This window comes from Achromobacter sp. JUb104 (genome assembly GCF_024806975.1).
Taxonomy (GTDB): domain Bacteria; phylum Pseudomonadota; class Gammaproteobacteria; order Burkholderiales; family Burkholderiaceae_B; genus Achromobacter; species Achromobacter spanius.
The window spans coordinates 1,840,718-1,865,718 of the sequence record NZ_JANUEY010000002.1 but is presented as its reverse complement, the minus strand read 5'-3'; the positions used below and the strand labels follow the sequence as shown (position 1 = coordinate 1,865,718).

Annotated in this window: 30 protein-coding genes and 2 tRNA genes; 26 read left to right on the top strand and 6 right to left on the bottom strand. The window is 64.2% G+C overall.

Annotated elements, in window-relative coordinates; all coding sequences use genetic code 11:
- Nucleotide 1 precedes the first annotated feature (1 nt).
- The 11 genes from hisB (at nucleotide 2) to M2361_RS20350 (ending at nucleotide 6,329) form a co-directional block, all read left to right on the top strand.
- Nucleotides 2-589: an imidazoleglycerol-phosphate dehydratase HisB gene (hisB, locus tag M2361_RS20400; protein ID WP_006216836.1), complete on the top strand. Its 588-nt coding sequence runs from the start codon at nucleotides 2-4 to the stop codon at nucleotides 587-589.
- A gap of 33 nt (nucleotides 590-622) precedes the next feature.
- On the top strand, nucleotides 623-1,321 hold the full coding sequence (gene hisH / locus M2361_RS20395) for an imidazole glycerol phosphate synthase subunit HisH (protein ID WP_100853532.1): 699 nt from the start codon (nucleotides 623-625) through the stop codon (nucleotides 1,319-1,321).
- A 57-nt stretch (nucleotides 1,322-1,378) separates the two neighbouring features.
- Entirely contained in the window at nucleotides 1,379-2,119 is a 741-nt protein-coding gene (gene hisA, locus M2361_RS20390; RefSeq protein ID WP_046805342.1) for a 1-(5-phosphoribosyl)-5-[(5-phosphoribosylamino)methylideneamino]imidazole-4-carboxamide isomerase, read from the top strand.
- On the top strand, nucleotides 2,116-2,937 hold the full coding sequence (gene hisF, locus M2361_RS20385) for an imidazole glycerol phosphate synthase subunit HisF (RefSeq protein ID WP_259251458.1): 822 nt from the start codon (nucleotides 2,116-2,118) through the stop codon (nucleotides 2,935-2,937). The genes hisA and hisF overlap by 4 nt, the downstream gene beginning before the upstream one ends.
- Before the next feature lie 2 nt (nucleotides 2,938-2,939).
- Complete coding sequence (hisI, locus tag M2361_RS20380) at nucleotides 2,940-3,344, top strand: phosphoribosyl-AMP cyclohydrolase (protein ID WP_100853534.1); 405 nt, start codon at nucleotides 2,940-2,942, stop codon at nucleotides 3,342-3,344.
- Nucleotides 3,341-3,691 (top strand): phosphoribosyl-ATP diphosphatase, encoded by a 351-nt coding sequence (locus tag M2361_RS20375; protein ID WP_259251457.1) that lies wholly within the window; start codon nucleotides 3,341-3,343, stop codon nucleotides 3,689-3,691. Before hisI ends, M2361_RS20375 begins: the two co-directional genes overlap by 4 nt.
- A 17-nt stretch (nucleotides 3,692-3,708) precedes the next feature.
- On the top strand, nucleotides 3,709-4,077 hold the full coding sequence (locus tag M2361_RS20370) for a histidine triad nucleotide-binding protein (protein WP_259251456.1): 369 nt from the start codon (nucleotides 3,709-3,711) through the stop codon (nucleotides 4,075-4,077).
- A 14-nt stretch (nucleotides 4,078-4,091) separates the two neighbouring features.
- Complete coding sequence (tatA, locus tag M2361_RS20365) at nucleotides 4,092-4,319, top strand: Sec-independent protein translocase subunit TatA (RefSeq protein WP_100853537.1); 228 nt, start codon at nucleotides 4,092-4,094, stop codon at nucleotides 4,317-4,319.
- Nucleotides 4,320-4,391: 72 nt separating this feature from the next.
- Complete coding sequence (tatB, locus tag M2361_RS20360) at nucleotides 4,392-4,961, top strand: Sec-independent protein translocase protein TatB (protein WP_259251455.1); 570 nt, start codon at nucleotides 4,392-4,394, stop codon at nucleotides 4,959-4,961.
- On the top strand, nucleotides 4,958-5,749 hold the full coding sequence (gene tatC / locus M2361_RS20355) for a twin-arginine translocase subunit TatC (RefSeq protein ID WP_259251454.1): 792 nt from the start codon (nucleotides 4,958-4,960) through the stop codon (nucleotides 5,747-5,749). The genes tatB and tatC overlap by 4 nt, the downstream gene beginning before the upstream one ends.
- Before the next feature lie 190 nt (nucleotides 5,750-5,939).
- Complete coding sequence (locus M2361_RS20350; protein WP_259251453.1) at nucleotides 5,940-6,329, top strand: helix-turn-helix transcriptional regulator; 390 nt, start codon at nucleotides 5,940-5,942, stop codon at nucleotides 6,327-6,329.
- 31 nt (nucleotides 6,330-6,360) lie between these two features.
- On the opposite strand, the gene M2361_RS20345 is transcribed toward M2361_RS20350, so the two are convergent.
- Nucleotides 6,361-7,521 (bottom strand): trypsin-like peptidase domain-containing protein, encoded by a 1,161-nt coding sequence (locus tag M2361_RS20345; RefSeq protein WP_259251452.1) that lies wholly within the window; start codon nucleotides 7,519-7,521, stop codon nucleotides 6,361-6,363.
- A gap of 19 nt (nucleotides 7,522-7,540) precedes the next feature.
- Here M2361_RS20345 and M2361_RS20340 point away from each other — a divergent pair, with 19 nt between their 5' ends.
- The gene (locus M2361_RS20340) at nucleotides 7,541-8,317 is read left to right on the top strand and encodes a Nif3-like dinuclear metal center hexameric protein (RefSeq protein WP_259251451.1); all 777 of its coding nucleotides are present in this window, start codon (nucleotides 7,541-7,543) and stop codon (nucleotides 8,315-8,317) included.
- Between the two features lie 79 nt (nucleotides 8,318-8,396).
- On the opposite strand, the gene mscL is transcribed toward M2361_RS20340, so the two are convergent.
- Nucleotides 8,397-8,843 (bottom strand): large conductance mechanosensitive channel protein MscL, encoded by a 447-nt coding sequence (mscL, locus tag M2361_RS20335; protein ID WP_259251450.1) that lies wholly within the window; start codon nucleotides 8,841-8,843, stop codon nucleotides 8,397-8,399.
- Nucleotides 8,844-8,983: 140 nt separating this feature from the next.
- Here mscL and petA point away from each other — a divergent pair, with 140 nt between their 5' ends.
- From petA to M2361_RS20295, 8 genes are all read left to right on the top strand, one after another.
- Complete coding sequence (petA, locus tag M2361_RS20330; RefSeq protein ID WP_259251449.1) at nucleotides 8,984-9,625, top strand: ubiquinol-cytochrome c reductase iron-sulfur subunit; 642 nt, start codon at nucleotides 8,984-8,986, stop codon at nucleotides 9,623-9,625.
- Between the two features lie 73 nt (nucleotides 9,626-9,698).
- Entirely contained in the window at nucleotides 9,699-11,087 is a 1,389-nt protein-coding gene (locus M2361_RS20325; protein ID WP_100853545.1) for a cytochrome bc complex cytochrome b subunit, read from the top strand.
- Between the two features lie 23 nt (nucleotides 11,088-11,110).
- On the top strand, nucleotides 11,111-11,971 hold the full coding sequence (locus M2361_RS20320; RefSeq protein WP_100853546.1) for a cytochrome c1: 861 nt from the start codon (nucleotides 11,111-11,113) through the stop codon (nucleotides 11,969-11,971).
- A gap of 152 nt (nucleotides 11,972-12,123) precedes the next feature.
- The gene (locus tag M2361_RS20315; protein ID WP_050448901.1) at nucleotides 12,124-12,735 is read left to right on the top strand and encodes a glutathione S-transferase N-terminal domain-containing protein; all 612 of its coding nucleotides are present in this window, start codon (nucleotides 12,124-12,126) and stop codon (nucleotides 12,733-12,735) included.
- A 13-nt stretch (nucleotides 12,736-12,748) separates the two neighbouring features.
- Nucleotides 12,749-13,204: a ClpXP protease specificity-enhancing factor gene (locus M2361_RS20310; RefSeq protein WP_259251448.1), complete on the top strand. Its 456-nt coding sequence runs from the start codon at nucleotides 12,749-12,751 to the stop codon at nucleotides 13,202-13,204.
- A 167-nt stretch (nucleotides 13,205-13,371) separates the two neighbouring features.
- Nucleotides 13,372-13,447: transfer RNA gene (locus M2361_RS20305), tRNA-Thr, on the top strand.
- A gap of 211 nt (nucleotides 13,448-13,658) precedes the next feature.
- Entirely contained in the window at nucleotides 13,659-14,417 is a 759-nt protein-coding gene (locus M2361_RS20300; protein WP_232312143.1) for a GAF domain-containing protein, read from the top strand.
- 1 nt (nucleotide 14,418) lies between these two features.
- The gene (locus M2361_RS20295; RefSeq protein ID WP_259251447.1) at nucleotides 14,419-14,625 is read left to right on the top strand and encodes a sulfatase; all 207 of its coding nucleotides are present in this window, start codon (nucleotides 14,419-14,421) and stop codon (nucleotides 14,623-14,625) included.
- 72 nt (nucleotides 14,626-14,697) lie between these two features.
- Here the strand turns inward: M2361_RS20295 and M2361_RS20290 are convergent, their stop codons facing one another.
- From M2361_RS20290 to M2361_RS20280, 3 genes are all read right to left on the bottom strand, one after another.
- Complete coding sequence (locus tag M2361_RS20290) at nucleotides 14,698-16,086, bottom strand: GntP family permease (protein ID WP_100853558.1); 1,389 nt, start codon at nucleotides 16,084-16,086, stop codon at nucleotides 14,698-14,700.
- A 140-nt stretch (nucleotides 16,087-16,226) separates the two neighbouring features.
- Nucleotides 16,227-17,192 (bottom strand): tripartite tricarboxylate transporter substrate binding protein, encoded by a 966-nt coding sequence (locus M2361_RS20285; protein ID WP_259251446.1) that lies wholly within the window; start codon nucleotides 17,190-17,192, stop codon nucleotides 16,227-16,229.
- 30 nt (nucleotides 17,193-17,222) lie between these two features.
- Nucleotides 17,223-18,644, bottom strand: coding sequence for an amidase (locus M2361_RS20280; RefSeq protein WP_259251445.1), 1,422 nt, complete (start codon nucleotides 18,642-18,644; stop codon nucleotides 17,223-17,225).
- Between the two features lie 200 nt (nucleotides 18,645-18,844).
- Between M2361_RS20280 and M2361_RS20275 the strand changes: the two genes are divergently transcribed.
- The 5 genes from M2361_RS20275 (at nucleotide 18,845) to M2361_RS20255 (ending at nucleotide 22,857) form a co-directional block, all read left to right on the top strand.
- Nucleotides 18,845-19,645 (top strand): IclR family transcriptional regulator, encoded by an 801-nt coding sequence (locus M2361_RS20275; protein ID WP_259251444.1) that lies wholly within the window; start codon nucleotides 18,845-18,847, stop codon nucleotides 19,643-19,645.
- A gap of 65 nt (nucleotides 19,646-19,710) precedes the next feature.
- Nucleotides 19,711-19,786, top strand: a tRNA-Asn gene (locus tag M2361_RS20270).
- Between the two features lie 291 nt (nucleotides 19,787-20,077).
- The gene (gcvA, locus tag M2361_RS20265) at nucleotides 20,078-21,004 is read left to right on the top strand and encodes a transcriptional regulator GcvA (protein WP_259251442.1); all 927 of its coding nucleotides are present in this window, start codon (nucleotides 20,078-20,080) and stop codon (nucleotides 21,002-21,004) included.
- Nucleotides 21,005-21,140: 136 nt separating this feature from the next.
- A complete protein-coding gene (locus M2361_RS20260; protein ID WP_259251441.1) occupies nucleotides 21,141-21,614 on the top strand; it encodes a RidA family protein in 474 nt (157 codons plus the stop codon).
- 19 nt (nucleotides 21,615-21,633) lie between these two features.
- Nucleotides 21,634-22,857, top strand: a complete 1,224-nt coding sequence (locus tag M2361_RS20255; protein ID WP_259251440.1) for an aminotransferase class V-fold PLP-dependent enzyme — start codon at nucleotides 21,634-21,636, stop codon at nucleotides 22,855-22,857.
- A 52-nt stretch (nucleotides 22,858-22,909) separates the two neighbouring features.
- Here M2361_RS20255 and M2361_RS20250 read toward each other — a convergent pair whose 3' ends face one another.
- Nucleotides 22,910-23,803: a DMT family transporter gene (locus M2361_RS20250; protein ID WP_259251439.1), complete on the bottom strand. Its 894-nt coding sequence runs from the start codon at nucleotides 23,801-23,803 to the stop codon at nucleotides 22,910-22,912.
- A 170-nt stretch (nucleotides 23,804-23,973) separates the two neighbouring features.
- On the opposite strand from M2361_RS20250, the gene M2361_RS20245 reads away from it, so the two are divergent.
- Nucleotides 23,974-24,864: a helix-turn-helix domain-containing protein gene (locus M2361_RS20245; RefSeq protein ID WP_259251437.1), complete on the top strand. Its 891-nt coding sequence runs from the start codon at nucleotides 23,974-23,976 to the stop codon at nucleotides 24,862-24,864.
- The last annotated feature ends 137 nt before the right edge of the window (nucleotides 24,865-25,001 follow it).

Sequence of the window (25,001 nt, the reverse complement as noted above, 5' to 3'; positions counted from 1 at the left end):
CATGCGTACCGCAGAGATCACCCGCAACACCAACGAAACCCGCATCCGCGTGGCCATCAATATCGACGGCACCGGCAAGCAGACGATCGACACGGGCGTGCCGTTCCTGGACCACATGCTGGACCAGATCGCGCGCCACGGCCTGATCGACCTGGACATCAAGGCCGAGGGCGACCTGCACATCGACGCGCACCACACCGTGGAAGACGTGGGCATCACGCTGGGCATGGCGATTGCCAAGGCCGTCGGCACCAAGGCCGGCCTGCGCCGCTACGGCCACGCCTACGTGCCGCTGGACGAAGCGCTGTCGCGCGTCGTGGTCGACTTCTCGGGCCGCCCGGGCCTGGAATATCACATCCCGTTCACGCGCGCCCACATCGGCAATTTTGATGTAGACCTGACGCGCGAGTTCTTCCAGGGCCTGGTCAACCACGCCCTCATCACCCTGCATATCGACAACCTGCGCGGCTTCAACGCCCACCATCAGGCTGAAACCGTGTTCAAGGCCTGTGGCCGCGCCCTGCGCATGGCCATGGAAGTCGATCCGCGCATGGGCGACGTCGTGCCCTCCACCAAGGGCGTGCTGTAACGTTCGCCAACCCCAACGCAGCAGGCAAAAGAAGTGACCACTATCGCCATCGTTGACTACGGAATGGGCAATTTCCACTCCGTCGCCCGCGCCCTGAAGTTCGCCGCGCCCGACGCGGACATCCGCATCTGCAACCAGCCCCAAGACATTGACGCGGCCGACCGCGTGGTGTTTCCCGGGCAGGGCGCCATGGCGGACTGCATGCGCACCCTGAATGAATCCGGCCTGCGCGAAGCCGTCGTGCGCGCTGCTCGCAACAAGCCCTTGCTGGGCGTGTGCGTGGGCGAACAGATGCTGTTTGACTCCAGCGAAGAAGGCGGCACGTCGTGCCTGGGCCTGTTCCCCGGCGTGGTGCGCCGTTTTTCGGGCCCGCGCTTTGCCGACCTGATCCCCGCCGATGACGAAGCCTGCCTGGCCGACACCGGCGACGCGGGTCTGGCCGACACCCGCCCCGAACGGCTCAAAGTGCCGCACATGGGATGGAACAAAGTCCGCCAGACGCGCTCTCATCCCATCTGGGCCGGTATTCCGGACGACACGCACTTCTATTTCGTCCATAGTTACTACGCCGATCCGGATGATTCCAGCCTGACAGTTGGTGAAACCGATTACGGAGTCGCCTTTACCTGCGCGGTGGCGGCGGCTAACATTTTCGCGGTGCAGTTCCACCCCGAGAAGAGCGCCGAACACGGTTTGCGCCTGTATCGCAATTTTGTAGACTGGCAGCCGTAGGTCACGGACCTGCATGCGCCAGCCCATTCAACCCCTCTTTCTTTTTTGCTGCCCACCATGCTGCTGATCCCCGCCATCGATCTCAAAGACGGGCGCTGCGTGCGCCTGCGCCAGGGTGACCTGGACGATGCAACGGTGTTCTCCGAAGACCCCGCCGCCATGGCCACTCGTTGGCTAGACCAGGGCGCGCGCCGCCTGCATCTGGTCGACCTGAACGGCGCCGTTGCCGGCAAGCCGAAGAACGAAGCGCCCATCAAGGCCATTCTGGAGGCCGTCGGCGACGACATCCCCGTCCAGATCGGCGGCGGCATTCGCGACCTCGACACCATCGAACGCTACCTTGACGCCGGCATTTCGTACGTCATCATCGGCACCGCCGCGGTCAAGAACCCGGGCTTCCTGCAAGACGCCTGCGGCGCTTTCCCCGGCCAGATCATCGTTGGCCTGGACGCCCGCGACGGCAAGATCGCCACCGACGGCTGGAGCAAGCTGACCCGCCACGACGTGCTGGACCTGGCCAAGAAGTTCGAAGACTACGGCTGCGAGGCCATCATCTACACCGACATCGGCCGTGACGGCATGCTGTCGGGCGTCAACGTCGAAGCCACGGTCCGCCTGGCCCAACACGTGCGCATTCCCGTGTACGCCTCGGGCGGCATCGCCGGCATCCAGGACATCGAAGCCCTGTGCGCCGTCGAAGAAGAGGGCGTCGAAGGCGCCATCCTGGGCCGCAGCATCTACGAAGGCACGCTTGATTTCCAGGCAGCCCAGGCTCGCGCCGACGAATTGGCAAAATGACCATCTCTCCCAGCAGCACCGAGGCCGGCGCGCCTGTACCAAGCGCGCTGACCCGCCGCATCATCCCCTGCCTTGACGTTACCGCCGGCCGCGTCGTCAAGGGCGTGAACTTCGTCAACCTGCTGGACGCGGGCGACCCCGTCGAGATCGCCCGCCGTTACAACGAGCAGGGCGCCGACGAGCTCACCTTCCTGGACATCACCGCCACCAGCGATGGCCGCGACCTGATCCTGCCCATCATCGAGCAGGTGGCCTCGCAGGTGTTCATCCCGCTGACGGTGGGCGGCGGCGTGCGCCAGGTGTCTGACATCCAGCGCCTGCTGAACGCTGGCGCCGACAAGATCAGCATCAACAGCGCCGCCGTGGCCAACCCCGAGCTGGTTCGGGCCGCGTCCGACTACCACGGCTCGCAATGCGTGGTGGTCGCCATCGACGCGCGGCGCGTATCGGCGGCGGGCGAACCGGCGCGCTGGGAAGTCTTCACGCACGGCGGCCGCAAGGCCACCGGACTGGACGCCGTGGCTTGGGCGCGCCGCATGGCCGCCTACGGCGCGGGCGAAATCCTGTTGACCAGCATGGACCGCGACGGCACCAAGTCCGGCTTCGACCTGGAACTGACGCGCGCCGTGTCCGACGCCGTGCCGGTGCCCGTCATCGCCTCGGGCGGCGTCGGCAACCTGCAACACCTGGCCGATGGTGTCACCACCGGCCGCGCCAGCGCCGTGCTGGCCGCCAGCATCTTCCACTTCGGCCAGCACACCGTTGGCGAGTGCAAGCGCTTCATGGCCGAACAAGGCATTTCCGTACGCTTGGATTAACTATGAGCACCGAACCCGCCTGGATGGCTGACGTCGTTTTCGACGAAAACGGCCTGATTCCCGCCATCGCCCAAGACGCCGAAAACGGCCAGATCATGATGGTCGCCTGGATGAACCGCGAATCGCTGGCCGAAACGGCCGCCACCGGCCGCGCCGTGTACTGGTCGCGTTCGCGCCAACGCCTGTGGCGCAAGGGCGAGGAATCCGGACACGTACAGGAAGTGCACGAATTGCGCCTGGATTGCGACGGCGACGTCATCCTGCTAAAGGTCCACCAGGAAGGCGGCATTGCCTGCCACACGGGCCGCGCAAGCTGCTTTTTCCGCCGCCTGGAAGGGCCGACGGACCACGCCTCCTGGGTCACGGTCGACCCCGTGCTCAAAGACCCCGAACTGATCTACAAATGACCGATCAAACGCTAAGCGCCGCCGACATCCTGGCGCGCATCGCCGACACGCTGGAAACCCGCCGCCCAGAAAACGGCGGCGACCCGACCGCGTCCTATTCCGCCAAGCTGCTGGCCAAGGGCCCCGATTCCTTCCTGAAGAAAATCGGCGAAGAAGCCACGGAACTGGTCATGGCCGCGAAAGACGGCATGCCGGAACGCATCGTCAGCGAAACGGCAGACCTGTGGTTTCACTGCCTGGTCGCGCTGACGCATTTCAAGCTGCGGCCGGAAGACGTGCTGGCCGAATTGGCCCGCCGCGAAGGCCTGTCGGGCCTGGCCGAAAAAGCCAGCCGCCCCAAAGACTGACCCCGGAGCCCGGAAACATGAGCGACAACTGTCTTTTCTGCAAGATCGCCGCTGGCGAGATCCCGTCCAAGAAGGTCTATGAGGACGAGGACTTTGTTGCATTTCACGATATCAATCCGGCAGCACCGGTGCATTTGCTGCTGATCCCTCGACGTCATGTCACATCCATGCAGGATATTACGGGCGAGGACGCAGGTTGGTTGGGTAGAATGATGTCGTTGGCGCCGCGGCTAGCAGCCGAAAACGGTTGCCGTCCGGGCCCTGATGGCGGATTTCGCATCATGATCAACTCTGGCGTCGAAGGCGGCCAGGAAGTCCCGCATTTGCATTTCCACATCATTGGCGGCTCGCGACCCTGGAAAGGACGCGTGGCCCCCACCGCGTAATTCGGAGAAACATCATGGGTAGTTTCAGCATTTGGCATTGGTTGGTTGTTCTGGTCATCGTGGCGCTGATCTTCGGCACCAAGAAGCTGCGCAACATCGGTTCGGATCTGGGCGGCGCGGTCAAGGGCTTCAAGGAAGGCATGAAGGACGCCAACGGCGACAAGCCGGCGGACCCGATCGCGCAGCAGCGCGTGTCCGATGACACCATCGACGTGCAGGCCAAGGAAAAGACCAACTCCTGAGCCACGGCTCTTATCCCGGGCCCGCCCTGAAAGGGCCGGCCCTTATTGCTTCATTTCCCGAGCGGCCGTCGCATGTTTGATGTCAGTTTCACTGAACTGATGGTGGTCGGCGTCATCGCCTTGATCGTCATCGGTCCCGAACGCCTGCCCAAGGTTGCCCGCACCATCGGCCACCTGTTGGGTCGCGCGCAGCGTTACGTCAACGACGTTAAGTCCGATATCCAACGCGAAATCGAAATCGACGAGCTGCGCAAATTCAAAAGCGAAATGGAAGACGCCGCGCAAGGCGTGCAACAGTCGCTGAATGAAACGCACGCTTCCTTGCAAGAGCCGGTTCAGCAATTCCGTGCCGAACTCGACGAAGTGGCTCGTGAAGCCAATGGCAAGGTCGCACCCGTGATCGTGGGCGATGCCCCGGCCCCCGCTGCCAGCGCCCCGGCCGAACCCGCGCCCGAACCCGCACGCACCATCGCGCCCCCCGGGCAAAGTCACAACCTGGATCTGGATCTGCCGCCCGCGGCCGAATCCAGCCCGGCTGCGCCCCCCGCCTCTCAACAACCTGCCCCGGCGCCCCGCGCGCCCAAGGCTGACGACGCCGCGCCCGCCGCCAAGCCCGTCCCGCCCTCCGGAACACCGACGTGACCCAGGACGCTTCCCAAGAAGAAGGCCAGCAAGAGACCTTCATCTCTCACCTGGTTGAATTGCGCACCCGCCTGATGCGCGCCGTCGGCGCGGTAGTGGCCGTGTTCATCGTGCTGTTCATCTATCCCGGCGCATCAGCCATTTACGACGTGCTGGCGGCCCCCATGCTGGCATCGCTGCCCCAAGGCACGCGCATGATTGCCACGGGCGTCATCACGCCGTTCATGGTGCCGGTCAAGGTCACGATGATGGCCGCGTTCATCGTGGCGCTGCCCGTCGTGCTCTACCAGGCCTGGGCCTTTGTGGCGCCCGGTCTGTACCGCCACGAAAAGCGCCTGGCGCTGCCGCTGATCGTCTCCAGCACGTTCCTGTTCATCGCGGGCATGGCGTTCTGCTACTTCGTGGTGTTCCGCACGGTGTTCCATTTCATTGCCACGTTCGCGCCGCAGTCCATCACGCCGGCCCCGGACATCGAGGCCTACCTGAGCTTCGTCATGACGATGTTCATGGCGTTCGGGATCACCTTCGAAGTGCCCGTGGCCGTGGTGCTGCTGGTGAAGATGGGCGTCGTCGAACTGTCCAAGCTGCGGGCCGCGCGCGGCTACGTGGTGGTGGGCGCCTTCATCATCGCCGCCGTGGTCACGCCGCCCGACGTGGTCAGCCAGTTCATGCTGGCGGTGCCGTTGTGCCTGCTGTATGAAGTTGGGCTGATCTGCGCCCGCATGGTCACGCCCAAGCCCGGCGCGGCCGACGACGCTGTCTCTGATTCACTGACCGAACGCCACTGACAGAGCTCCGCTGAGCCTGCGTTGCGTGGGGCCGCCTTCGGGCGGCCCTATTCACATCCGCCGCTTGTATCTGCCGCCCGTACTGCGCAATACATGGCGCAAGAAGCGGCGCAAGACTCCATGCAGACGCGGCACAGTATCGGACTCTTTCACTCTTGTCGGCGCTCGGCCGCCACCCTACATTGATGGCATGTCGCCTGCTCAAAGGCTGCGCGCCCTGATGCGGTGGCGCGGCATCCACAGCCAAAACCAATTGGCGCGCCTTTCCGGCGTGCCGCAATCCTGCATCCACCGAATTCTTACCCGCGATGAGCACTACGCCCCCTCGCGCGCCACCTTGTTGCGGCTGGCGAAAGCGTTGGACACCACCGTCCCGTGGTTGAGCGACGGCGTGGTGAGCGTGACGGAATTCGGCTCAAGCTGCTTGCCAGCGACCGCTACGCCGGATGCGCCGGCAGCCGCCCCGGACAGCTACTGCGCCGAGATCGGCGCATTGCTGCAGAGCCAACCCGACAGCACGAAAAAAGCCGTGTTGTCGATGGTGCGCCTGCTGGCCGAACGGCAACCGCCCGATGCCTAGCGATCTGCCAGGCAGGGCGCACCGCAGCCCGCTAGCGCGGCTTGCCGGGACGCGTCCCCACCACCACGGCCACCTCGACCGGCTTGCCTGCGCGCAAGACGCCCAGCGTGGTGCGCTGGCCAGGCGGCAACTGCGCAATCTCGGCCAGCAATTGGGTGGTATCGGTCATGCGCTTGCCATTGACCGTCTGCACGATATCGCCCACGCGAAGGCCGGCGCGCGCGGCCGGGCCGTCGCGCATCACGCCGGCGATGATCACGCCGCGCGTGTCGTTCTTGAGTTCAAACGCACGGGCAAGCTCCGGCGTCACGTCCTGCGGTTCCACGCCCAGCCAGCCGCGCTTGACCGAGCCCGTCTTGACGATGTCGTCCATCACCTTGCGCGCAATCTCGATCGGCGTGGCAAAGCCGATGCCCATCGACCCGCCCGATTCGGAATAGATAGCGGTGTTGATGCCCACCAGATTGCCCTCGGCGTCCACCAGCGCGCCGCCGGAGTTGCCCGGGTTGATGGCAGCGTCGGTCTGGATGAAGCTTTCGTAGGTGTTCAGCCCCAGCCCATTGCGCCCCAACGCCGACACGATGCCCTGGGTGGTGGTCTGGCCCACGCCAAACGGGTTGCCTATCGCCAGCACCACATCACCCACCCGCAGGCCACGATCGGCGGCCAACGTGGCGGCCGGAAGCGTCCTCAAGGAACTCAGCTTCAGCACGGCCAGATCCGTATCCGGGTCCGCGCCCACCACTTTCGCGGTGTCGCGCCGACCGTCGGTCAGCGCCACCTCGATGGCGTCAGCCGCCTGCACAACGTGATAGTTGGTCAACACATGGCCGTCCTGGCTCACGATGACGCCAGAGCCCAGGCTGGTCGTTGCCTGACGCCGGCTCATGCCCGGCACCTGCCCGAATAACTGGCGCAGCACCGGATCGTCGGGCAGCGGCACCAGCGGCACATTGACGTGCTTGGTCGTGTAAACGTTCACCACCGACGGCGCCGCGCGCGCCACGCCGTCCGCATACGATACCGGCCCCACGCCGCTGCCGGCGGTTGGGCGCGTGGCCGCCGCGGCGGCAGGCTGCGCGGCCCCCGGCCCGGCAAGGCGCAGCAGGTCGGGCCGCAAGGTGGTGACCACGAATAGAATAGCCAGGCAGACCGTGACGGCCTGAGCAAATATCAGCCAATATCGGCGCATGATTCTGATAGGACGAGCAATGAAAAAAGTGGACTCTCACGTGCTGGCCAGTTGGCTGGACGACACCCTGCAAGCCGCCCGCTTCAAGGACTATTGCCCCAACGGCTTGCAAGTGGAGGGCCGATCCGAAGTCGCACACATTATCACCGGTGTCACCGCCAGCGAAGCGTTACTGCGCGCGGCAGTTGAACGGGGCGCCGACGCGGTGCTCGTGCACCACGGCTGGATGTGGCGCAACGAAGACCGGCGCGTGATCGGCACGCGCCGCACGCGCATGGCGCTGGCGCTGAAGAATGACCTGAATCTATACGCTTACCACTTGCCGCTGGATGCGCATCCCACGCTGGGCAACAACGCGCAACTGGCCCGCGTGCTGGGCCTGACTCCCGCGCGGCGCGACGATGGGTCGCCGCGCACCTGTGGGCAAGACAATCTGGTGTGGCTGGGCGAGGCCGCCGGCCTGAAGACGCTGGGCCAACTGGGCGCGCGCGTGGCCGAACGGCTGGGCCGGCAGCCGCTGGTAGTGGGCGACCCGGATCAACCCTTATCAAGCGTGGCGTGGTGCACCGGTGGTGCGCAGGGCATGCTGGCCGACGCCGTGGATGCCGGCGCCAGCGCTTACATCACAGGCGAAGTGTCTGAATCCACCGTGCACCTTGCACGCGAGACCGGCGTCGGCTTTATCGCGGCCGGCCACCACGCCACCGAGCGCTATGGCGCCCAGGCGCTGGGCCAGGCCGTCGCCGAGCAGTTCGGCATCAAGGTCGAATTCATCGACCTTGATAACCCGGCATAACGCAGTGGCGCCCGCTGCGGTTCAGTACCCAGCGGGCAGCAAGCCCGTGGCGCGCGCGCCACGCAGCGCTTGCCGTGTCTTATTTCTTGAGCAGGTCGCGGATTTCGCGCAGCAGCGCCACGTCTTCGGGCGTTGCGGCCGGCGCGGCCGGTGCTTCCTCGGCCTTGGTGCGGGCCTTGTAGATGGCTTTGACCATCCAGAAAATCACGAACGCCAACAACACGAAGTTGATGAGGATCGTCACGAAATTACCCCAGGCGAACACAGAAGCGCCCGCTTTGGTCAGGTCGGCATACGTCATCGGGCCGTTGTAGCCGGCAGGCATCGACAGCACAAAGAACTTGTTCGAAAAATCGACTGCGCCACCCAAGATGAAATTGACCAAGGGCATGATGATGTCTTTCACCATCGAATCGACGATCCTGCCGAAGGCAGCGCCGATAATCACACCCACCGCCAAGTCAACCGCGTTGCCTTTTACAGCGAAATCTCGGAATTCTTTGATGAAACCAGTCTTTTTGCTCATAAAAGCACTCCCATCGTGATACGCCCTTGAGTGGGCTGGCGCTATAATACGCGGTTGCTATGTTGTTACATATTCCCGCGAACCCGATGCCGCAGAAATGATGCTACTCGTAGAGCGGGCGCATCAACAAGGATAGGAAGATGAGTCAGGATACGCTGGTGCACGATGATGACGGTGCGGTTGATCCCAACCTGCCACCCGATCCTTCGCGACGTTTCTGGGTTACCACCGCCTGTGCTGTGGGTGGCGTAGCAGGTGTCGCAACGGCAGTGCCGCTTGTGAGCACATTTTCTCCCTCTGAAAAGGCCCGCGCGGCCGGGGCCCCCGTTGAAGTGGATATCGGCGATATACCCGTCGGCTCCATGAAAACCGTGGAATGGCGTGGGAAACCGGTGTGGATCATGCACCGTTCTCCCGAACAGCTCGCCGCCCTCAAGACGCTGGACCCCTTGCTGGCCGATCCCGAATCCGAGCGGCCAGGCTTCACTCCCGAATATGCCAAGAACGAAGTTCGCTCGCGCAAGCCCGAGATCTTCGTTTGCGTCGGCATCTGTACTCACTTGGGCTGCTCGCCCACCTCGCACTTCGAAACAGGCGGCGGTGGCGGCATGGGCGCCAATTGGCAAGGCGGATTTCTCTGCCCCTGCCACGGCTCCACGTTCGACCTGGCTGGCCGGGTCTACAAGAACAAGCCTGCTCCCGATAATCTCGAAGTTCCGCCGTACCAGTATCTGAGCGATACCCGCATCATTGTGGGCGTCGATGAAGACAACAAGGCCTGACGCTCGCGTCGCGCTTTTTTCCCGATTACGTAAGTAAAACAAATACGCCACGTATTAGAGAAGGAGCCGTTACATGGCTGGCGAGAAAACCGTCGAGACAACAGGCCTGTTGGGGTGGCTGGACCGGCGTTTTCCGGTGACATCCACCTGGAAAGCCCATCTGTCCGAATACTACGCACCAAAGAATTTCAACTTCTGGTATTTCTTTGGCTCTCTGGCCTTATTGGTCCTGGTGCTGCAGATCGTGACCGGCATTTTCCTGGTCATGCATTACAAGCCGGACGCCGAACGCGCGTTCCAATCCGTTGAATACATCATGCGCGAGGTCCCCTGGGGCTGGCTCGTGCGCTACATGCATTCAACCGGCGCATCGATGTTCTTCGTCGTCGTCTACCTGCACATGCTGCGCGGGCTGCTTTACGGTTCCTACCGCAAGCCGCGCGAACTCGTGTGGATCTTCGGCGTGGCGATCTTCCTCTGTCTGATGGCGGAAGCCTTCTTCGGTTACCTGCTGCCGTGGGGCCAGATGTCGTATTGGGGCGCCCAGGTGATCGTGAACCTGTTCGCCGCCATTCCGTTCATCGGCCCGGAACTGTCTATCTGGATCCGCGGTGACTACGTCGTGTCGGACGCCACCTTGAACCGCTTCTTCGCCTTCCACGTCATCGCGATTCCGCTGGTGCTCGTGGGCCTGGTCGCGGCTCACCTGGTGGCGCTGCACGAAGTCGGCTCGAACAACCCGGACGGCATCGAAATCAAGCAGGGCCCGAAAGACAAGTACGGCCGGCCCAAGGATGGCATCCCGTTCCACCCGTTCTATTCCGTGCATGACCTCATGGGCGTGGCGGGCTTCCTGCTCGTGTTCGCGTTCATCGTGTTCTTCGCGCCGGAAATGGGCGGCTACTTCCTCGAGTACAACAACTTCATTCCTGCTGACTCGCTGAAGACGCCTCCGCACATTGCGCCGGTCTGGTACTTCACGCCGTTCTACTCGATGCTGCGAGCCACCACCGACGAATTCACGTGGGTGCTGGCGGGCGCGTCGGTACTGGGCGCGCTGGCGTTGCTGATCAAGAGCAACCTGCGCGGCATCCTGCGCATTGCCATCCCCGGCATCCTGATCGTCGTGGCCGTGCTGCTGCGCGTGATCGACGCCAAGTTCTGGGGCGTGGTGGCCATGGGTGGTACGGTCGTCATCCTGTTCTTCCTGCCCTGGCTGGACCATTCCCCGGTCAAGTCGATCCGCTACCGGCCCACGTGGCACAAGTGGATCTACGGCATCTTCATGGTCAACTTCCTGGTGCTCGGCTACATCGGTACGCAGCCGCCCAGTCCGCCGTTGAACATCACGTCGCAAATCGGCACGCTGCTGTACCTGGCATTTTTCTTCCTGATGCCGGTCTGGAGCCGCCTTGGCACCTTCAAGCAAGTGCCCGAGCGCGTTACGTTCCACGCCCACTGAGCCCACCAGATAACGGATTAACCATGATCAAGAAGCTGATTGGTGCCGTGGCCTTGATGCTCACGTGTACCACCGCATTTGCCGCCGAAGGCGGTTTCCCCCTGGACAAGGCGCCGTACCGCGTCAACGACATGTCGTCGCTGCAAAACGGCGCCAAGCTGTTCGTCAACTACTGCCTGAACTGTCATAGCGCGTCCTCGATGCGCTACAACAAGCTCAAGGACATTGGCCTGACCGACCAGCAAATCAAGGAAAGCCTGCTGTTCACCGGCGAAAAGGTGGGCGACATGATGCATATCGCCATGACGCCCCAGGACGCCAAGAAGTGGTTTGGCACGACGCCCCCGGATTTATCCGTGATCGCCCGCGCCAAATCGGTCAACGCCGGCCCGTCCGGCGCCGACTACATCTACACCTACCTGCGCACCTTCTACCGCGACACGTCGCGCGCCACGGGGTGGAACAACCTGGTTTTCCCGTCCGTGGGCATGCCGCACGCCCTCTGGGAACGCCAGGGTCCGCGCGAGCTGACGACCGTGGCCATGCATGAAGTGGAAGTCAAGGATGCCAAGGAAGGCGCACCCAAAAACTGGGAACGCATCACGACGGTGTACGATGCTCAAGGTTTTTCCACGGTCAAGGCCGAACCGGTAGCTGATTACCACGGCCATGCCACCTTTGATGCCAAATTTAAGGCCGCCAACCCGGCCCAAGTCGCAACATACGACAACGACGTCGCAGACCTGACCGCATTCATGTCCTGGATGGCTGAGCCCGTCCAGACATTGCGCGTCCGTATCGGCGTCGGCGTCATGTTGTTCCTGCTGTTGTTCTTCCTGGTTACGTGGCGCTTGAACGCCTCGTACTGGAAACACGTGCGCTAACCGCAACGCCCCGCCAGGCATGCAAGCCGCTACCTCATTAATAAGGGACGGCAACGGAGGATAGGGCCGTACGCCTATCCCGCCTGGCAATCGGGGCCAGCGCCTGCTAGATTTAGGCGCTGGCCTTTCGTTTTTCATAAAGGACTTTCACCATGATGGTGCTCTATTCCGGAACCACGTGTCCGTTTTCGCAACGCTGCCGCTTCGTGTTGTTCGAAAAGGGTATGGACTTCGAGATCCGTGACATCGACCTGTACAACAAGCCCGAAGACATCGCGGTGATGAACCCGTACGGTCAAGTGCCCATCCTGGTCGAGCGCGACCTGATCCTGTACGAGTCCAACATCATCAACGAGTACATCGACGAGCGCTTCCCGCATCCGCAACTGATGCCGGCCGATCCCGTCATGCGTGCCCGTACCCGCCTGTTCCTGTACAACTTCGAGAAAGAACTGTTTGTTCACGTCTCGACGCTGGAAGACCGCAGCACCAAGCCCGACGAGAAGAAGCTGGCCAACGCGCGCCAGAACATTCGCGATCGCCTGGCCCAGTTGGCCCCGATGCTGCTGAAGAACAAGTACATGCTGGGCGAAGAGTTCTCGATGCTCGACGTGGCCGTGGCCCCGCTCCTGTGGCGCCTGGATCACTACGGCATCGAACTGCCCAAGAACGCGGCTCCGCTGCAAAAGTACGCCGAACGCATCTTCTCGCGCCCGGCCTACATCGAAGCGCTGACGCCTTCGGAAAAAGTAATGCGTCGTTAAGGCTGGCTGTGTGATGGGTGAAACTTCGACCAAACCGTATCTGATCCGCGCACTGCATGAATGGTGCACCGACAACGGCTACACGCCGTACATCACCGTGCAGGTCGATGAGCACACCATGGTGCCCGTCGCGCATGTACGTGACGGTCAGATCACACTGAACGTGGGCACGCTGGCCACCAACCGCTTGGTGCTGGGCAACGAATTCATTGAATTCCAAGCCCGCTTCAGCGGCGTGACCGAAAACGTCTACGTACCCGTCGGCGCCGTCAGCGCCATCTACGCGCGCGAAACCGGCGCGGGCATGGGCTTCGAAGTACAGCCCTATGAACCGCCGGAAGCAGGCGCCCAAGGCGCGGCGGAACCCGCTGCCCTGGAAGGCGTCGAGGCCCAGGCCGACGCCACGCCCAGCGACGACGGCGGCAACGACGACGAACCCAAGCGCCCGCGCCTGACTATCGTCAAGTAGTGTGCGTTACGCGGGGATGGCGTGCCCGGCACGCCCTCTCCGTGAACGCCGCTACCGCGCTGCTGTGGGATTCAAATTGAATGTTGGCGGCGTCCCGTGCCAGTCCGCACGCGGCGCCGCCGATTTTTCATTACAATGCAGTCCCTGCGCGTGCCCCGGCACGCCGTGCCGGTGTAGCTCAGTTGGTAGAGCAGCTCACTTGTAATGAGAAGGTCGAGGGTTCGATTCCTTTCACCGGCACCAATCCGCAGCCCAAAAAATCGCAAGATAGTCCAAAAGCCCGCACCCGATAAGGATGCGGGTTTTTTATTGCAGAGATCCCGTAGGCATTCAACGGACCTACAGCGGCCATGACATCGTCTGATTTCCAGGTTGCCCAGGCAGGGTAGCGGCTCATTGGCCATGCCCCGGTCTACACTCGTGCCCATTCCCTGGTTCGAAAAGGCTCGGCGGCGTGAATACCAATCATCTTCCGGGGGCCCAACAAAAACGCTTTTGGCAAAAAAAGTGGCCAAGAGAAGTTCTGTTTAACGGTCCCCCCATTATCGTTGCCGCTTCGGCTGCCGTAAAAAGCTGGCGCGAGCCCCTTTTCGATGAATGGATGTTTGGGCTTGCTACTGCCACCTGCGTCTGGCTGATAGTGGCAACGCTGGTGCGCGTCGCGAGCGCGCGCGCTGAGGATGAGAAGGATGGTCCGGCTGTCATTCACGAAGGGCTCTATGCAGCCGTTTCCACGGTCCACACCATGCTTTCCGAATGGTGCCAGAAACGCAATTTCGGGGCGGACATCCGCGCGACCTTTCACAGAGTCGTCCCACCCATTCGCGAACCCCGAGAAATCGAACAGATCATCAATTACGCGGGCTCGAGCGGCGAGGGCGTTGGCCGGACATTTCCTATCCACACAGGCATAACTGGTAGGGCCATCCGAAATAAGAAGCCGTTGGTGATGTCCAGTCAAAACGGCACGGAAGAACAGCTCCGCACCGAACTAGTGGGCGAATGGGGATACACGGAAGCAGAAGCCCGCAAGCTTGGGCCTGGTCGCTATTCTGCAATGGCCGTGCCGGTTTTGGACCGTTCTGGACGGCATCCGATTGGCGTGATCTACTTCGACTCGAGTGACCGCGCTCTATTTGAACGCGATGATGTTGTGGAGATCGTTGGCGTTGGTACCAAGGCCATTAGCGACTTTGTCACGAAAAGGTATTGATATGAATCCCATAACCGAACGACAAGCCGAGACTTTCGTCAAAGAGTCCAAGCTTATTTCGAAGCCGGGTGCGGTCATGAAAGTTCATGAACTGACGCTTACCGACTTTGGGGTGCGCGCGATCACGAGCGGAAGCGCGGGCATTCGGCAGGGCGCGCGGGAAGATGCCGGGCCGCCCTCGCCGTTGAAGACGTCGGCTTCCGCGTAAAGCCAGAAAAGGAAGCCTGCGGGCTTCCTTTTTTGTGCTGGGCAGATCTACCCCTGCAACACCCCGCCGCCCTCAACCCAAGGCCGGCAGCATGTTGAACAACAGCACCATGATCAAGCCTGCTACCGCCACGATCGATTGCACGACGGAAATCGTTTTGGTGGCCTCGCCCATCGTCATGCCGAACGACTCTTTCACCATCCAGAAGCCGGCGTGATTGGCGTAGTTGAAGAATAGCGAGCCGCAGCCGATCGACAGCGCCAGCAGCGGCAGGTTCAAGGTGGGGTCCGATCCCGCCAGCGGCGCCAACAGGCCCGCCGCGCCCACGATGCCGACGGTGGCCGACCCGGTGGACACCGATAACAGCATGGCGATCAGCCAGCCCAGGATCAATGGCGGGAACGCGAATTGATGCGTCAGGTGCACGATGGCGTCGCCCACCTTGGCGCTGGTCAGCACCTGCTGGAACGCGCCGCCGCCCGCGATGATCAGCATGATGCCGGCGATGGGCTTCAGGCTTTTGCCCAGGCCGTCTCGCAGCTTTTCGGCGTCGCCGCCGCGCATGAACACCAGCGTCACGGCGGCGAACAATACGCCCAGCAACATGGCGACCAGCGGGTTGCCCAGGAAGGCCGCCACGTGCATCAGGCTGGAATCCTTGGGCAGCAGCATCTCGGCCAGCGCGTGTACCAACATCAGCAGAGCGGGCAGTAAGGCCGCCAAGACACCCAGGCCGACGCTGGGTGCAGACGCGCCCGAACCGTGTTCCGTGGTGGCGGTGAACTGCTCCAGCAAGGCCTCGTCGGGGCGGGTCGTCATGCGCGGCGTGAGGAATGCACCGTACAACGGGCCACCCAGCACCATGGCGGGCAGGGCGGCCAGAAAGCCGTAGATCATCGTGGGGCCGACCGTGGTCTTCAAGGTGGCGATGGCGGTCAGCGGGCCGGGATGCGGCGGCACCATGCCGTGCATGGCGGCCAAGGCGGCAATGACCGGCACGCCCACGTAGATGTAGGCCGACCCTTTGAAGCGTTGCTGGCCTTCCAGCTTGCGCGCCACGCTGAAGATCAGCGGCAGCATGACCACCAGGCCCACTTCGAAGAACATGGGAATGCCGATGACGAACGCCACCAGCGTCATGGCCCACGGAATCATGCGGACGGACGTGCGCCGCAAAATGGCGTTGGCCAGGCGCTCGGTGGTGCCGGAATCCGCCAGGATCTTGCCCAGCATGGCGCCAAGCGCGATGACCACGCCGACCGCGCCCAGCGTTTTGCCCGCGCCGTCGGTCAGATTCTTCACGATGGCCGTGGGCGCCATGCCCGTGGCGAAACCGACGCCGATCGACACAATCAATAGCGCCAGCAGCGGATGCATGCGTATGCGGGAAACGATAAGGGCGACCAGCACCAAGACGCTCACCAGGGCGGTGAGCAGCAACTGAATGTCGAACGAAGACATGGAGTAATCCAGAAAAATCGAGAGAGGTCGCGAGCCTTCTGGTTGCCATGATAAGGGATCAGCCTGACGCGCTTCGGTCACGCCGGAACTGCCGGACGAATGGGCAAATTCCGGCATGTGCGCCAAGCGCTTTCAGCCGATCAATCCGGCTTGATTCCCGCCGCCTTGATGATGGCCACATTGCGCTCCAGTTCGCTCTGCACCTTGGCGCGGAACGCGGCGGGGTCCTGGTAGGTTGCATCAAAGCCCAGTTCCTGCAACCGGGCGCGCGTGTCGGGTTCGGCCATCACGGCCTGGATTTCCTTGGACATCTTGGTCACGACGGGCTCGGGCGTGCCTTTGGGCATGACCACGCCGAACCAGGTCTGGAAGTCGTAGCCCGCCACGCCGCCTTCGGCCACGGTGGGCACATCGGGCACCAAGGACGAGCGCTCGCCGCCGGTCAAGGCCACCGCGCGCACCTTGCCTGCCTTGATCTGCGGCAGGCCCGCCACCAGCGTGTCGATCGACAGCGGGATCTGGTTGCCGATCAGGTCCGTCATGGCGGGCGCGCTGCCGCGATAGGGCACGTGCAGCAGCTTGGCGCCGGTACGTTGGGCCAGCGATTCGCCGGCGATATGGGGCGTGGAGCCGTTGCCGAATGACCCGAAGCTAAGCGGCTGCGTGGCCGACTTGCTGGTGATGTCGGCCACCGTGCCGATGCCGGTCTGCGGATTGGTCAGGATCACGAACGGCGTGCTGCCCGCCACGGCAACGTACTCATAGCTCTTGAGCGGGTCGTAATTCAGATTCGAATACAGCAGCGGGTTCGACGTGAAGGTGGGCGCGCCGGTGATCATCAAGGTGTAGCCGTCAGGCGCCGCGCGCGCCACGGCCACCGCGCCGATGCTGGTGTTGGCGCCCGGCTTGTTCTCGATCACGACGGTCTGGCCCAGGCGCGCGCCCAGCTTGGCGGCAAACAGCCGGCCGATGACGTCGGTGGAGCCGCCAGGCGGGAACGGCACCACCATGGTGATCGGCTTGGACGGATACGTGTCGGCCGACGCCAGCAGCGGCGTGGCGGCCAGGACGCATAGCGCGAGGGCGCTCGAAATAGCTTTCTTCATGGATTTCCCCTTGTGTTGTGTTTGGAATGGTCAGTCGGGCAGCACGGGCGTGCGGCGCCAGTGCTGGGTGGCAAGCTCGAACGCATGCGCCAATTGCAGCAGCGCGTGTTCCTGCCGATAGCGGCCAACGATCTGGATGCCGACCGGCAAGCCCTCGTCGGTAAAGCCACAGGGCACGGAAATGGCGGGATGGCCGGTCAAGGACAGGTAATAGCCCGAGCGCATCCAGTCGATGTAGTTCTGCATCGACGTGTCTTCAATACGGCTGACGGTTTCCTCTTCCACCGGAAATGGCAGCACCTGGCTGACCGGGCCGATCAGGAATTCGTGGGTCTGCATGAAGGCATGCATGCGCGCGAACAGCGCCGCCCGGTCACGCTCGGCCTGCAAGACGGCAGCGGGGGACTGGGTCAGCCCCAGTTCGATATTCCAGATCACCGTGTCTTTCAGTTGATGGCGATGTTCGCGCAGCGCGGCCTCGTAGCCCACCGCGAAAACCTGGCCGCGCAGCGCGTGGAAGGCGTCGTTGGCGCCGGTGAAATCCGGGCACGCCGGCTCCACCCGTGCGCCCAGGTCCGTGAAGACCGGCAACTGACGCTCCAGCACCTGCCTCACCGCGCGCTGCACCGGCAGACCACCCCAGTCGGGCGCGTAGGCGATGCGCACGCCCTTGAAATCGCGCGACAGGCTGTCCAGGAAGCGCTCGGGGTCCTGTTCGATGGCCAGGGGGTCGCGCGCATCGGGGCCCGCCGTGGCGGCCAGCAGCAGCGCCACATCAGCCACGGTGCGCGCCATGGGGCCGGCAACCGTCAACGCGTTGTAGGGGCTGGCCGTTGGCCATTGCGGCACGCGGCCGGGCGAAGGGCGCAGGCCCACCACGTTGCAGAACGACGCCGGGTTGCGCAGCGAGCCGCCCATGTCCGTGCCGTCCGCCAGGGGCACCATGCGCGCGGCCAATGCCGCCGCCGCGCCGCCGCTGCTGCCGCCCGCGGTCATGCGCAGGTCGTACGGGTTGCGGGTGGCGCCGAAGACCGTGTTGAAGGTTTGCGAGCCCGCGCCGAATTCGGGCAGGTTGCTCTTGCCCAGCGTGATGGCGCCGGCCGCGCGTTCGCGGGTAACGATAAGGCTGTCGCGCTCGGGAACGAAGTCGCGATATAGCGGCGATCCGTAAGTCGTGCGCATGCCGGCCGTCAAGAATGAATCCTTGTGCACGATCGCCAGGCCATGCAGCAAGCCCAGCGGGTGGCCATTCGCTTGCCGCTCGTCGGCCAAGGCGGCGTGGGCCAGCGCACCTTCGGCGTCCAGGGTCACGACAGCGTTGACATGGGGATTGCAGGCGTCGATACGCGCCAGGTGCGCGGCGGTGACGTCGCGGGCGCTGAGGTGCCCGGCGGCGATCTCGGCGCGCATCGCCACGGCGCTAAGGTCGCAAAGGGAAGAGGTGTTGCTCATAAAACGGGGCTCATGCGGGGGCTCATACGGGGACTCATTCAGCGGTGTTGATGTATTGCTATGCGATACAAAGTATTGAATAATCAACTTTATAGTGCGTATTAGACGCCCGGACAATTCGGGGAAACTAGCCCCGGCAACGCCTTCGCGCCTCATCCACCCTTGCTTTCAGCCCCTTGCGCCCCCTAGGCTTCCCCTTCATGACGACTCGCAAAACCCCGCTTGCCGCCACCGCCACGCCCGACGCGGACGACGCCTTGTTTGTTGCCTCGCTGGAAAAAGGCATGCGGGTGCTGGATGCCTTTCGCGACGCCTCTGATTCACTGGGGCTCACCGACATCGCCACCCTGACCGGGCTGGGGAAAAGCGCCGCGCAGCGCTTCGTTCATACCTGGGAACGCCTGGGCTACCTGGTCAAGGACGCGGCTACGCGCCGCTACCGGCTGGGTCCGCGCGTGGTGGAGCTGGGATATTTCTTTTTACGCAACGACCGCCTGGTGTCCATGGCCGCGCCGCATCTGGTCGCCCTACGTGATCGCTGCGGCCTGGCCGTGCACATGAGCGTGCTGGCGGGCAGTGACATGATCTATCTGCTGCGCCTGCCCAGCCGTCAACTGACCCTGGCCGAAATGCTGCCGGGCCGGCGCATGCCCGCGTGGTGCAACAGCGGCGGCCGCATGCTGCTGACCCAGCAAGACGACGACGTCATCCGTCAGGCGCTGCTGCACGCGCCGCCACGCGCCTTCACGCCGCGCACGGTGGTTGAGCCCGACGCCTTGCTGGCACTGATCCGCCAAGCCCGCGACGACGGCTATGCGCTGACCGAAGACCAGGTGTTGCAGAACCAGGTGGGCGCGGCGGTGCTGTTGCGCGATGCGCGCGATGTGCCGCTGGCGGCCATCAGCGTCAGCGCGCCTCGGCATGATTACCCCAGCGATCGTTTGCTGCGCGATATCGTGCCGCAACTGTTCCGCACGGCCCACGCGATCCAGCACGCTTGAACAAAATTTTCAGGCCGCTTTGCATTCTTCCCATTTTTTGTGCATAATTCGGCCCCTCTACCTGTTCCCCGATAGCTCAGTCGGTAGAGCGACGGACTGTTAATCCGCAGGTCGCTGGTTCGAGCCCAGCTCGGGGAGCCAAGAATTCAGCAGTGCATGTAATGCTTGCAGCAAGACCGCAGCAAAACCCGCACCGCTAGCAGTACCCCTAAAAAAGCCCGCAACTTGTTTGCGGGCTTTTTGCATTGGTGCTTGGCATAAGTGCTTGCCACAAGCGTTTTGCACCCGTGCTTTGCTTCCCGGCATTCGAAGCGCGTAGCATGATGTGCATCCGTATCGACGTCACCCCGCGACGTCACCCCGCGACATCCCCGCGACGCCATCGAGCGAAATCACCGCGCAACACCACCGAGCCACACCACCGCCTTCCCCATGCGTTCCACGCGATCCCTGCCCGCCCTGGTCTCCCTGCGCGCTTTTGAAGCGGCAGCGCGGCGCCTTAGTTTTTCGCTGGCCGCGCAGGAGCTCTTCGTCACGCAAAGCGCCATCAGCCACCACATCCAGCGGCTGGAAAGCGAACTGGGCGTTGCGCTCTTTGAACGCCGAACGCGCGCGGTGGCGCTGACGCCCGCCGGGCAGGCCTACTACGACCATGTGCACGCGGCATTCGAACTGCTGCGCCAAGGCACCGACCAGATTCGTGCGCCCGCCGCCGCGCGCGTCACGCTGAAGGTGGGCTTGCTGGCCTCGTTCGCCACGCGCTGGCTGGCTCCTCGGCTACCCGCGTTTGCCGCCGCGCATCCCGGCATCGACCTGCAATTGCAGCCCGACATTGGTCTGGCCGACGTGGCGGGCGGCGAGGTGGACGTGGCCATACGCTATGGTCGCGGCGCATGGCCCGGCGTGAGCTCCCGGCTGCTAATGACGGAAACCCTGTCCGTGGTTTGCGCGCCGGCGCTTGGGCGGGGACGCAAGCGTGCCCGCACCCCGGACGATCTGCTGCGCCACCCCCTGTTGACCTCGCACGCCAGGCAACCCTTTGAATGGGATGCCTGGGCGCGGCGGTTCGGCATGGACCTGGGCCGCGCCCAAACGGTGCGCCTGCATGACTACAACATCGTGGTCGAAGCCGCCTTGGCGGGACAAGGGCTGGCCATGGGCCGGCACCGGCTGATTGCCCCGCATCTGGCCAGTGGCGCGCTGGTGCAGGCGCTGCCCGACGCCGTCCTGCAAGACCCCCGCATAGGCTGGTGGTTTGTGACGCCACGCGGAGCGCTGACGCCGGCGGCCCTCGCCTTGCGCGACTGGCTGGCCGAGGCTGCTCGGGCGGATGAGCCGGACGACGCCGGCACGCATTAGTTTGACTCATGCGTCGGGTGCAAGAATTGATTGGTCAGGCGGCGGCGCGGCCGATAGCATCAACAATTGCCTCCGTGCACTCGCCGTGCGACCCACGCACCGCATGCATCCTCAACTTATTCACAGGTGATCCACCATGACTCAAACGATTTCCGGCCGCGTCAGCGAACTGGGCTACACCCTGGAAGCGGCCGCCGCGCCCGCCGCAAACTACGTGCCCTTTGTGCTGGAAGGCAACCTGCTCACCATCTCGGGGCAGATCTCGCGCAAGGGCGGCAAACCCCAGTACCTGGGCCAGTTGGGCAACCAGATTTCCGATGCCGACGGCATTGAAGCGGCCCGCCTGTCCGCGCTGGGCCTGCTGGCGCAAATTGCCGCCGCCACCGGCGACCGCCTGGACCGCGTGGCGCGCGTGGTGCGCCTGGGCGTCTTTGTGGCCAGCACGCCCGACTTCAATCGCCAGAGCGCCATCGCCAACGGTGCTTCCGACCTGATGGTGGAGGTGTTCGGCGATGCCGGCCGCCATGCGCGCAGCGCCGTCGGCGTGGCGTCCTTGCCGCAAGGCGTGGCGGTGGAAATCGAAGCCGTCATCGCCCTGACCTCCGCCTGAGCCTCCCATAACCGCCACCATGTCCGCCGCCCCGAGTCCCGCCCCCCTCAGCCCCGCCGCCATCCAGGCCTTGCGCGCCCAGACGCCGGGCACGCAAACCAGCGTCCACTTCAATCACGCGGGTTCCTCGCTGCCGTCGTCCGGCACCGTGCAAGCCATCCAGGCGCATCTGCATCGCGAAGCCACCCAGGGCCCCATGGAAGCCGGCGTGGCCTCGCGCGCGTTGACGGAAAGCGCCCGCACGCTGGCCGCCCAACTGCTGAATGCACAGCCGGAAGAAATTGCCCTGACCAGCGGCAATTCCGCCGGCTGGGGCGCGGCCTTCGCGGCGCTTGCGCCGTGGCGGCCGGGCGACCGCATCCTGGTCGGGCGCCATGAATGGGGCGGCAACCTGGCCACCATGCGCTTTAGCGCCGAGCGCGCGGGCGCGGTGCTGGAGACCATTCCGTCGGACGCCAGCGGTTGCGTGGACGCCGACGCACTGGCCGCCATGCTGGACGAGCGCGTGCGGCTGATCACGCTGACATGGCTACCGGCCAACGGCGGCCTGATCAACCCGGCCGCCGCCATCGGCCGCGTCGCGCGCAAAGCCGGCATTCCCTATTTTGTGGATGCGGCGCAAGCGCTTGGCCAGTTGCCGATTGATGTGGCCGACATCGGCTGCGACGTGCTCAGCAGCGTGGGCCGCAAGGCCCTGCGCGGCCCGCGCGGCACCGGCCTGCTGTATGTGCGGCGCGGCTTCCTGGATCAGTTGACGCCCGCCTTCGTCGACACCCACTCCGCCCCCCTGGGCATGGACGGCCGGCCCATGCTGCGAGCGGACGCCGCGCGGTTGGAGCCGGCCGAAGCCTCGATGGCGCTGCGCTGTGGCTTGGCCCATGCCTTGCAAGAGGCGCTGGAACTTGGGGTGGATGCCATCCGCGCCACGCTGGACGCCACCGCCCAAACGCTGCGCGCCGAGCTCGCGGCCATTCCCGGCGTTACCGTGCTGGACCAGGGCCGTGAAAAATCCAGCCTGATCGCATTCAATCTGGAAGGCTGGAACGCCGCCGACGTGCAGCGCGCGCTGGCGGCGGACGGTATCACCATCGGCAGCAATGGCGTGCCCTACACGCCGCTGGACATGGAAGCGCGCGGCCTGTCGCAGATTGCGCGCGTGTCGGTCAGCCCCCTGACCAGCCGCGACGAGATCGACCGCCTGCTGGATGCGTTGGGGCAGTTGGCGCGATCAGCGCCGGGCTGAACTCGGAACTCGGAACTCGAAACTCTGGCCTCGCCTTGAGTCCGAGATCAATCTATCCCGCCACCCGCCGCACAAACGGCGACCACTTGGAAAACACCAGCAGGTTGCCGCCCATCACCAGCACCAGGCCCACCAGCGCGGGCGGCGTCCACTGGTAGCCCTCGGCCACCGTCGACACGCCCAGCGCCACCACCGGGAACAGCACCGTGCAGTAGGCGGCGCGCGCCGGCCCCATGCGCCCGACCAGCGTCAAATACGCCGTGAACGCAATCACCGACCCGGGAATGGCCAGATACAGCAGGGCGCCGACATACGGTGTCGACGTGTCGAACTGAAACGGCAGGCCGGCCACCAGGCAGCCCGCCAGCAGGATCGCCGCGCCGTAGAGCATGCTGTAGGCATTGCCGGTCAGAGGCCGCACACCCGCGCGCTGCTGCAAGGACGACAGCATGTTGCCGGTGGAAAAGCAGAACGTGCCCAGCAGGGCAAAGCCCAGTCCCAGCAAGGTTTCATGGCTGGCCTGCTGGCTGGCAAGCTCGGGCCAGAACAACAGCACCAGACCCGAAAAACCGACCGCCCCCGCCACCATCACGCGGGGTGCGATCCGGGTGCCGAACCACAGGCGGGCATTCAGCGCGTTCCACAGCGTGGCGGCCGAAAACACCACCGACACCAGACCGCTGGGGATCCATTGGGTGGCCGTGTAGAAGCACAGGAAATTCAAGCAAAAAAGACATAGCCCCTGGCCAACACAAAGCCAATGCCCGCGCCGGTCCAGCGTCTGCAGCTTGCGGGTCAAGCGCAGCACGGCGAACAAAACCAGGCCCGCCAGCGCAAAGCGATAAAAGATCGACACGGGAATGGCCACCACGCCCAGTTGCAGCTTGATGGCGATCCAGGTGGTGCCCCAGATGACGACAGTCAGGAAATACAGAAACAGGTTCACGATGCGATGCGCAAAAAAGGGGACATGACGGGGACATGAAGCCGCCGTGGCTAGGCCGCCCGCCGGAACGCCAGTGTGCGCCGGCCCCTTTCAAGGCGATTGCCGGATCTTGCTGTTTTTGCGCGACCAGGCGGCGCGGCGCGCGCAAGATCGCTTAGCATTTCGCCACTATGGGCACCGTTGCTTCGGCCCCGGCCGACTTCTCCGTCTTTCGCACTTTGTCGCGTTCCACCGCCACGCTGGAACGCGCGTCGCCCTTGGGCGAAGGCATGGCCATCTCGCAATGGCGGCGCAGCGCGCACGAAACGCTGGGCTACGACACGCCCGGCCATCACACGCTGTCGCTCTATCTGCACGGCGGCGACAAGTCGTTTCGCGTCGGCCGCGACACGCTGCATGGCGGCGCCGGAAAATTCTGCGTGCTGCCGGCCGAACACTATTCGCGCTGGTGCATGAACGACACCGTGCACTTCCTGCACCTGTACATCGCCCCCGAGCGGCTGGCCCGCGAAGCCGTCATGCGCCTGGACTGCGAGCCCCGCGCGCTGGAACTGCGGGACCGCACCTACATCCAGGACCCGTCGCTGATCGACGTGTGCCGGCAACTGTTGGGCACCGATTGGGCGCAACCCGCCGACCGCCTGGCCGCCAGCAGCGCCGCCGAAACCGTGCTGCATCATTTGCTGCAACAGGGCGTGGCGCGCAAGACGCCGCAACCCGCGCGCGGGGGCCTGGCGCCCGCCGTTCGCCGACGCGTCATGGACTATGTGGACGCGCACCTGCACGAGCCCTTGACGCTGGACCAACTGGCGGGCGTGGCGGCCCTGTCCACCTACCATTTCGCCCGCATGTTCCACACCTCGTTCGGCGAGCCGCCGCACGCCTGGGTACGCGCACGGCGCCTGGCGCATGCGCGCGGGCTGCTGGCGGCCGGCAAGGGCGACCTGGCCGGCATCGCGCAGGCCAGCGGCTTCGGCAACGCCAGCCACTTGTCGCGCGTGTTCCGCGAGGCCGTCGGTCTTACCCCCGGCCAATACCGCGCCGCGCGCCGCCAGCACTGATCTCGGCCACGCCTCGGTTCGCTGTCGGGTCCGATGTGTAGCCCGCTGTCAGCACGCGTTCCGCCCCCGTTGCCGAATCCGCCCGGTCTACAATGGCGCATCGCCCTTTGCGGCCTCACGCCGCGGTCCGACCGCGC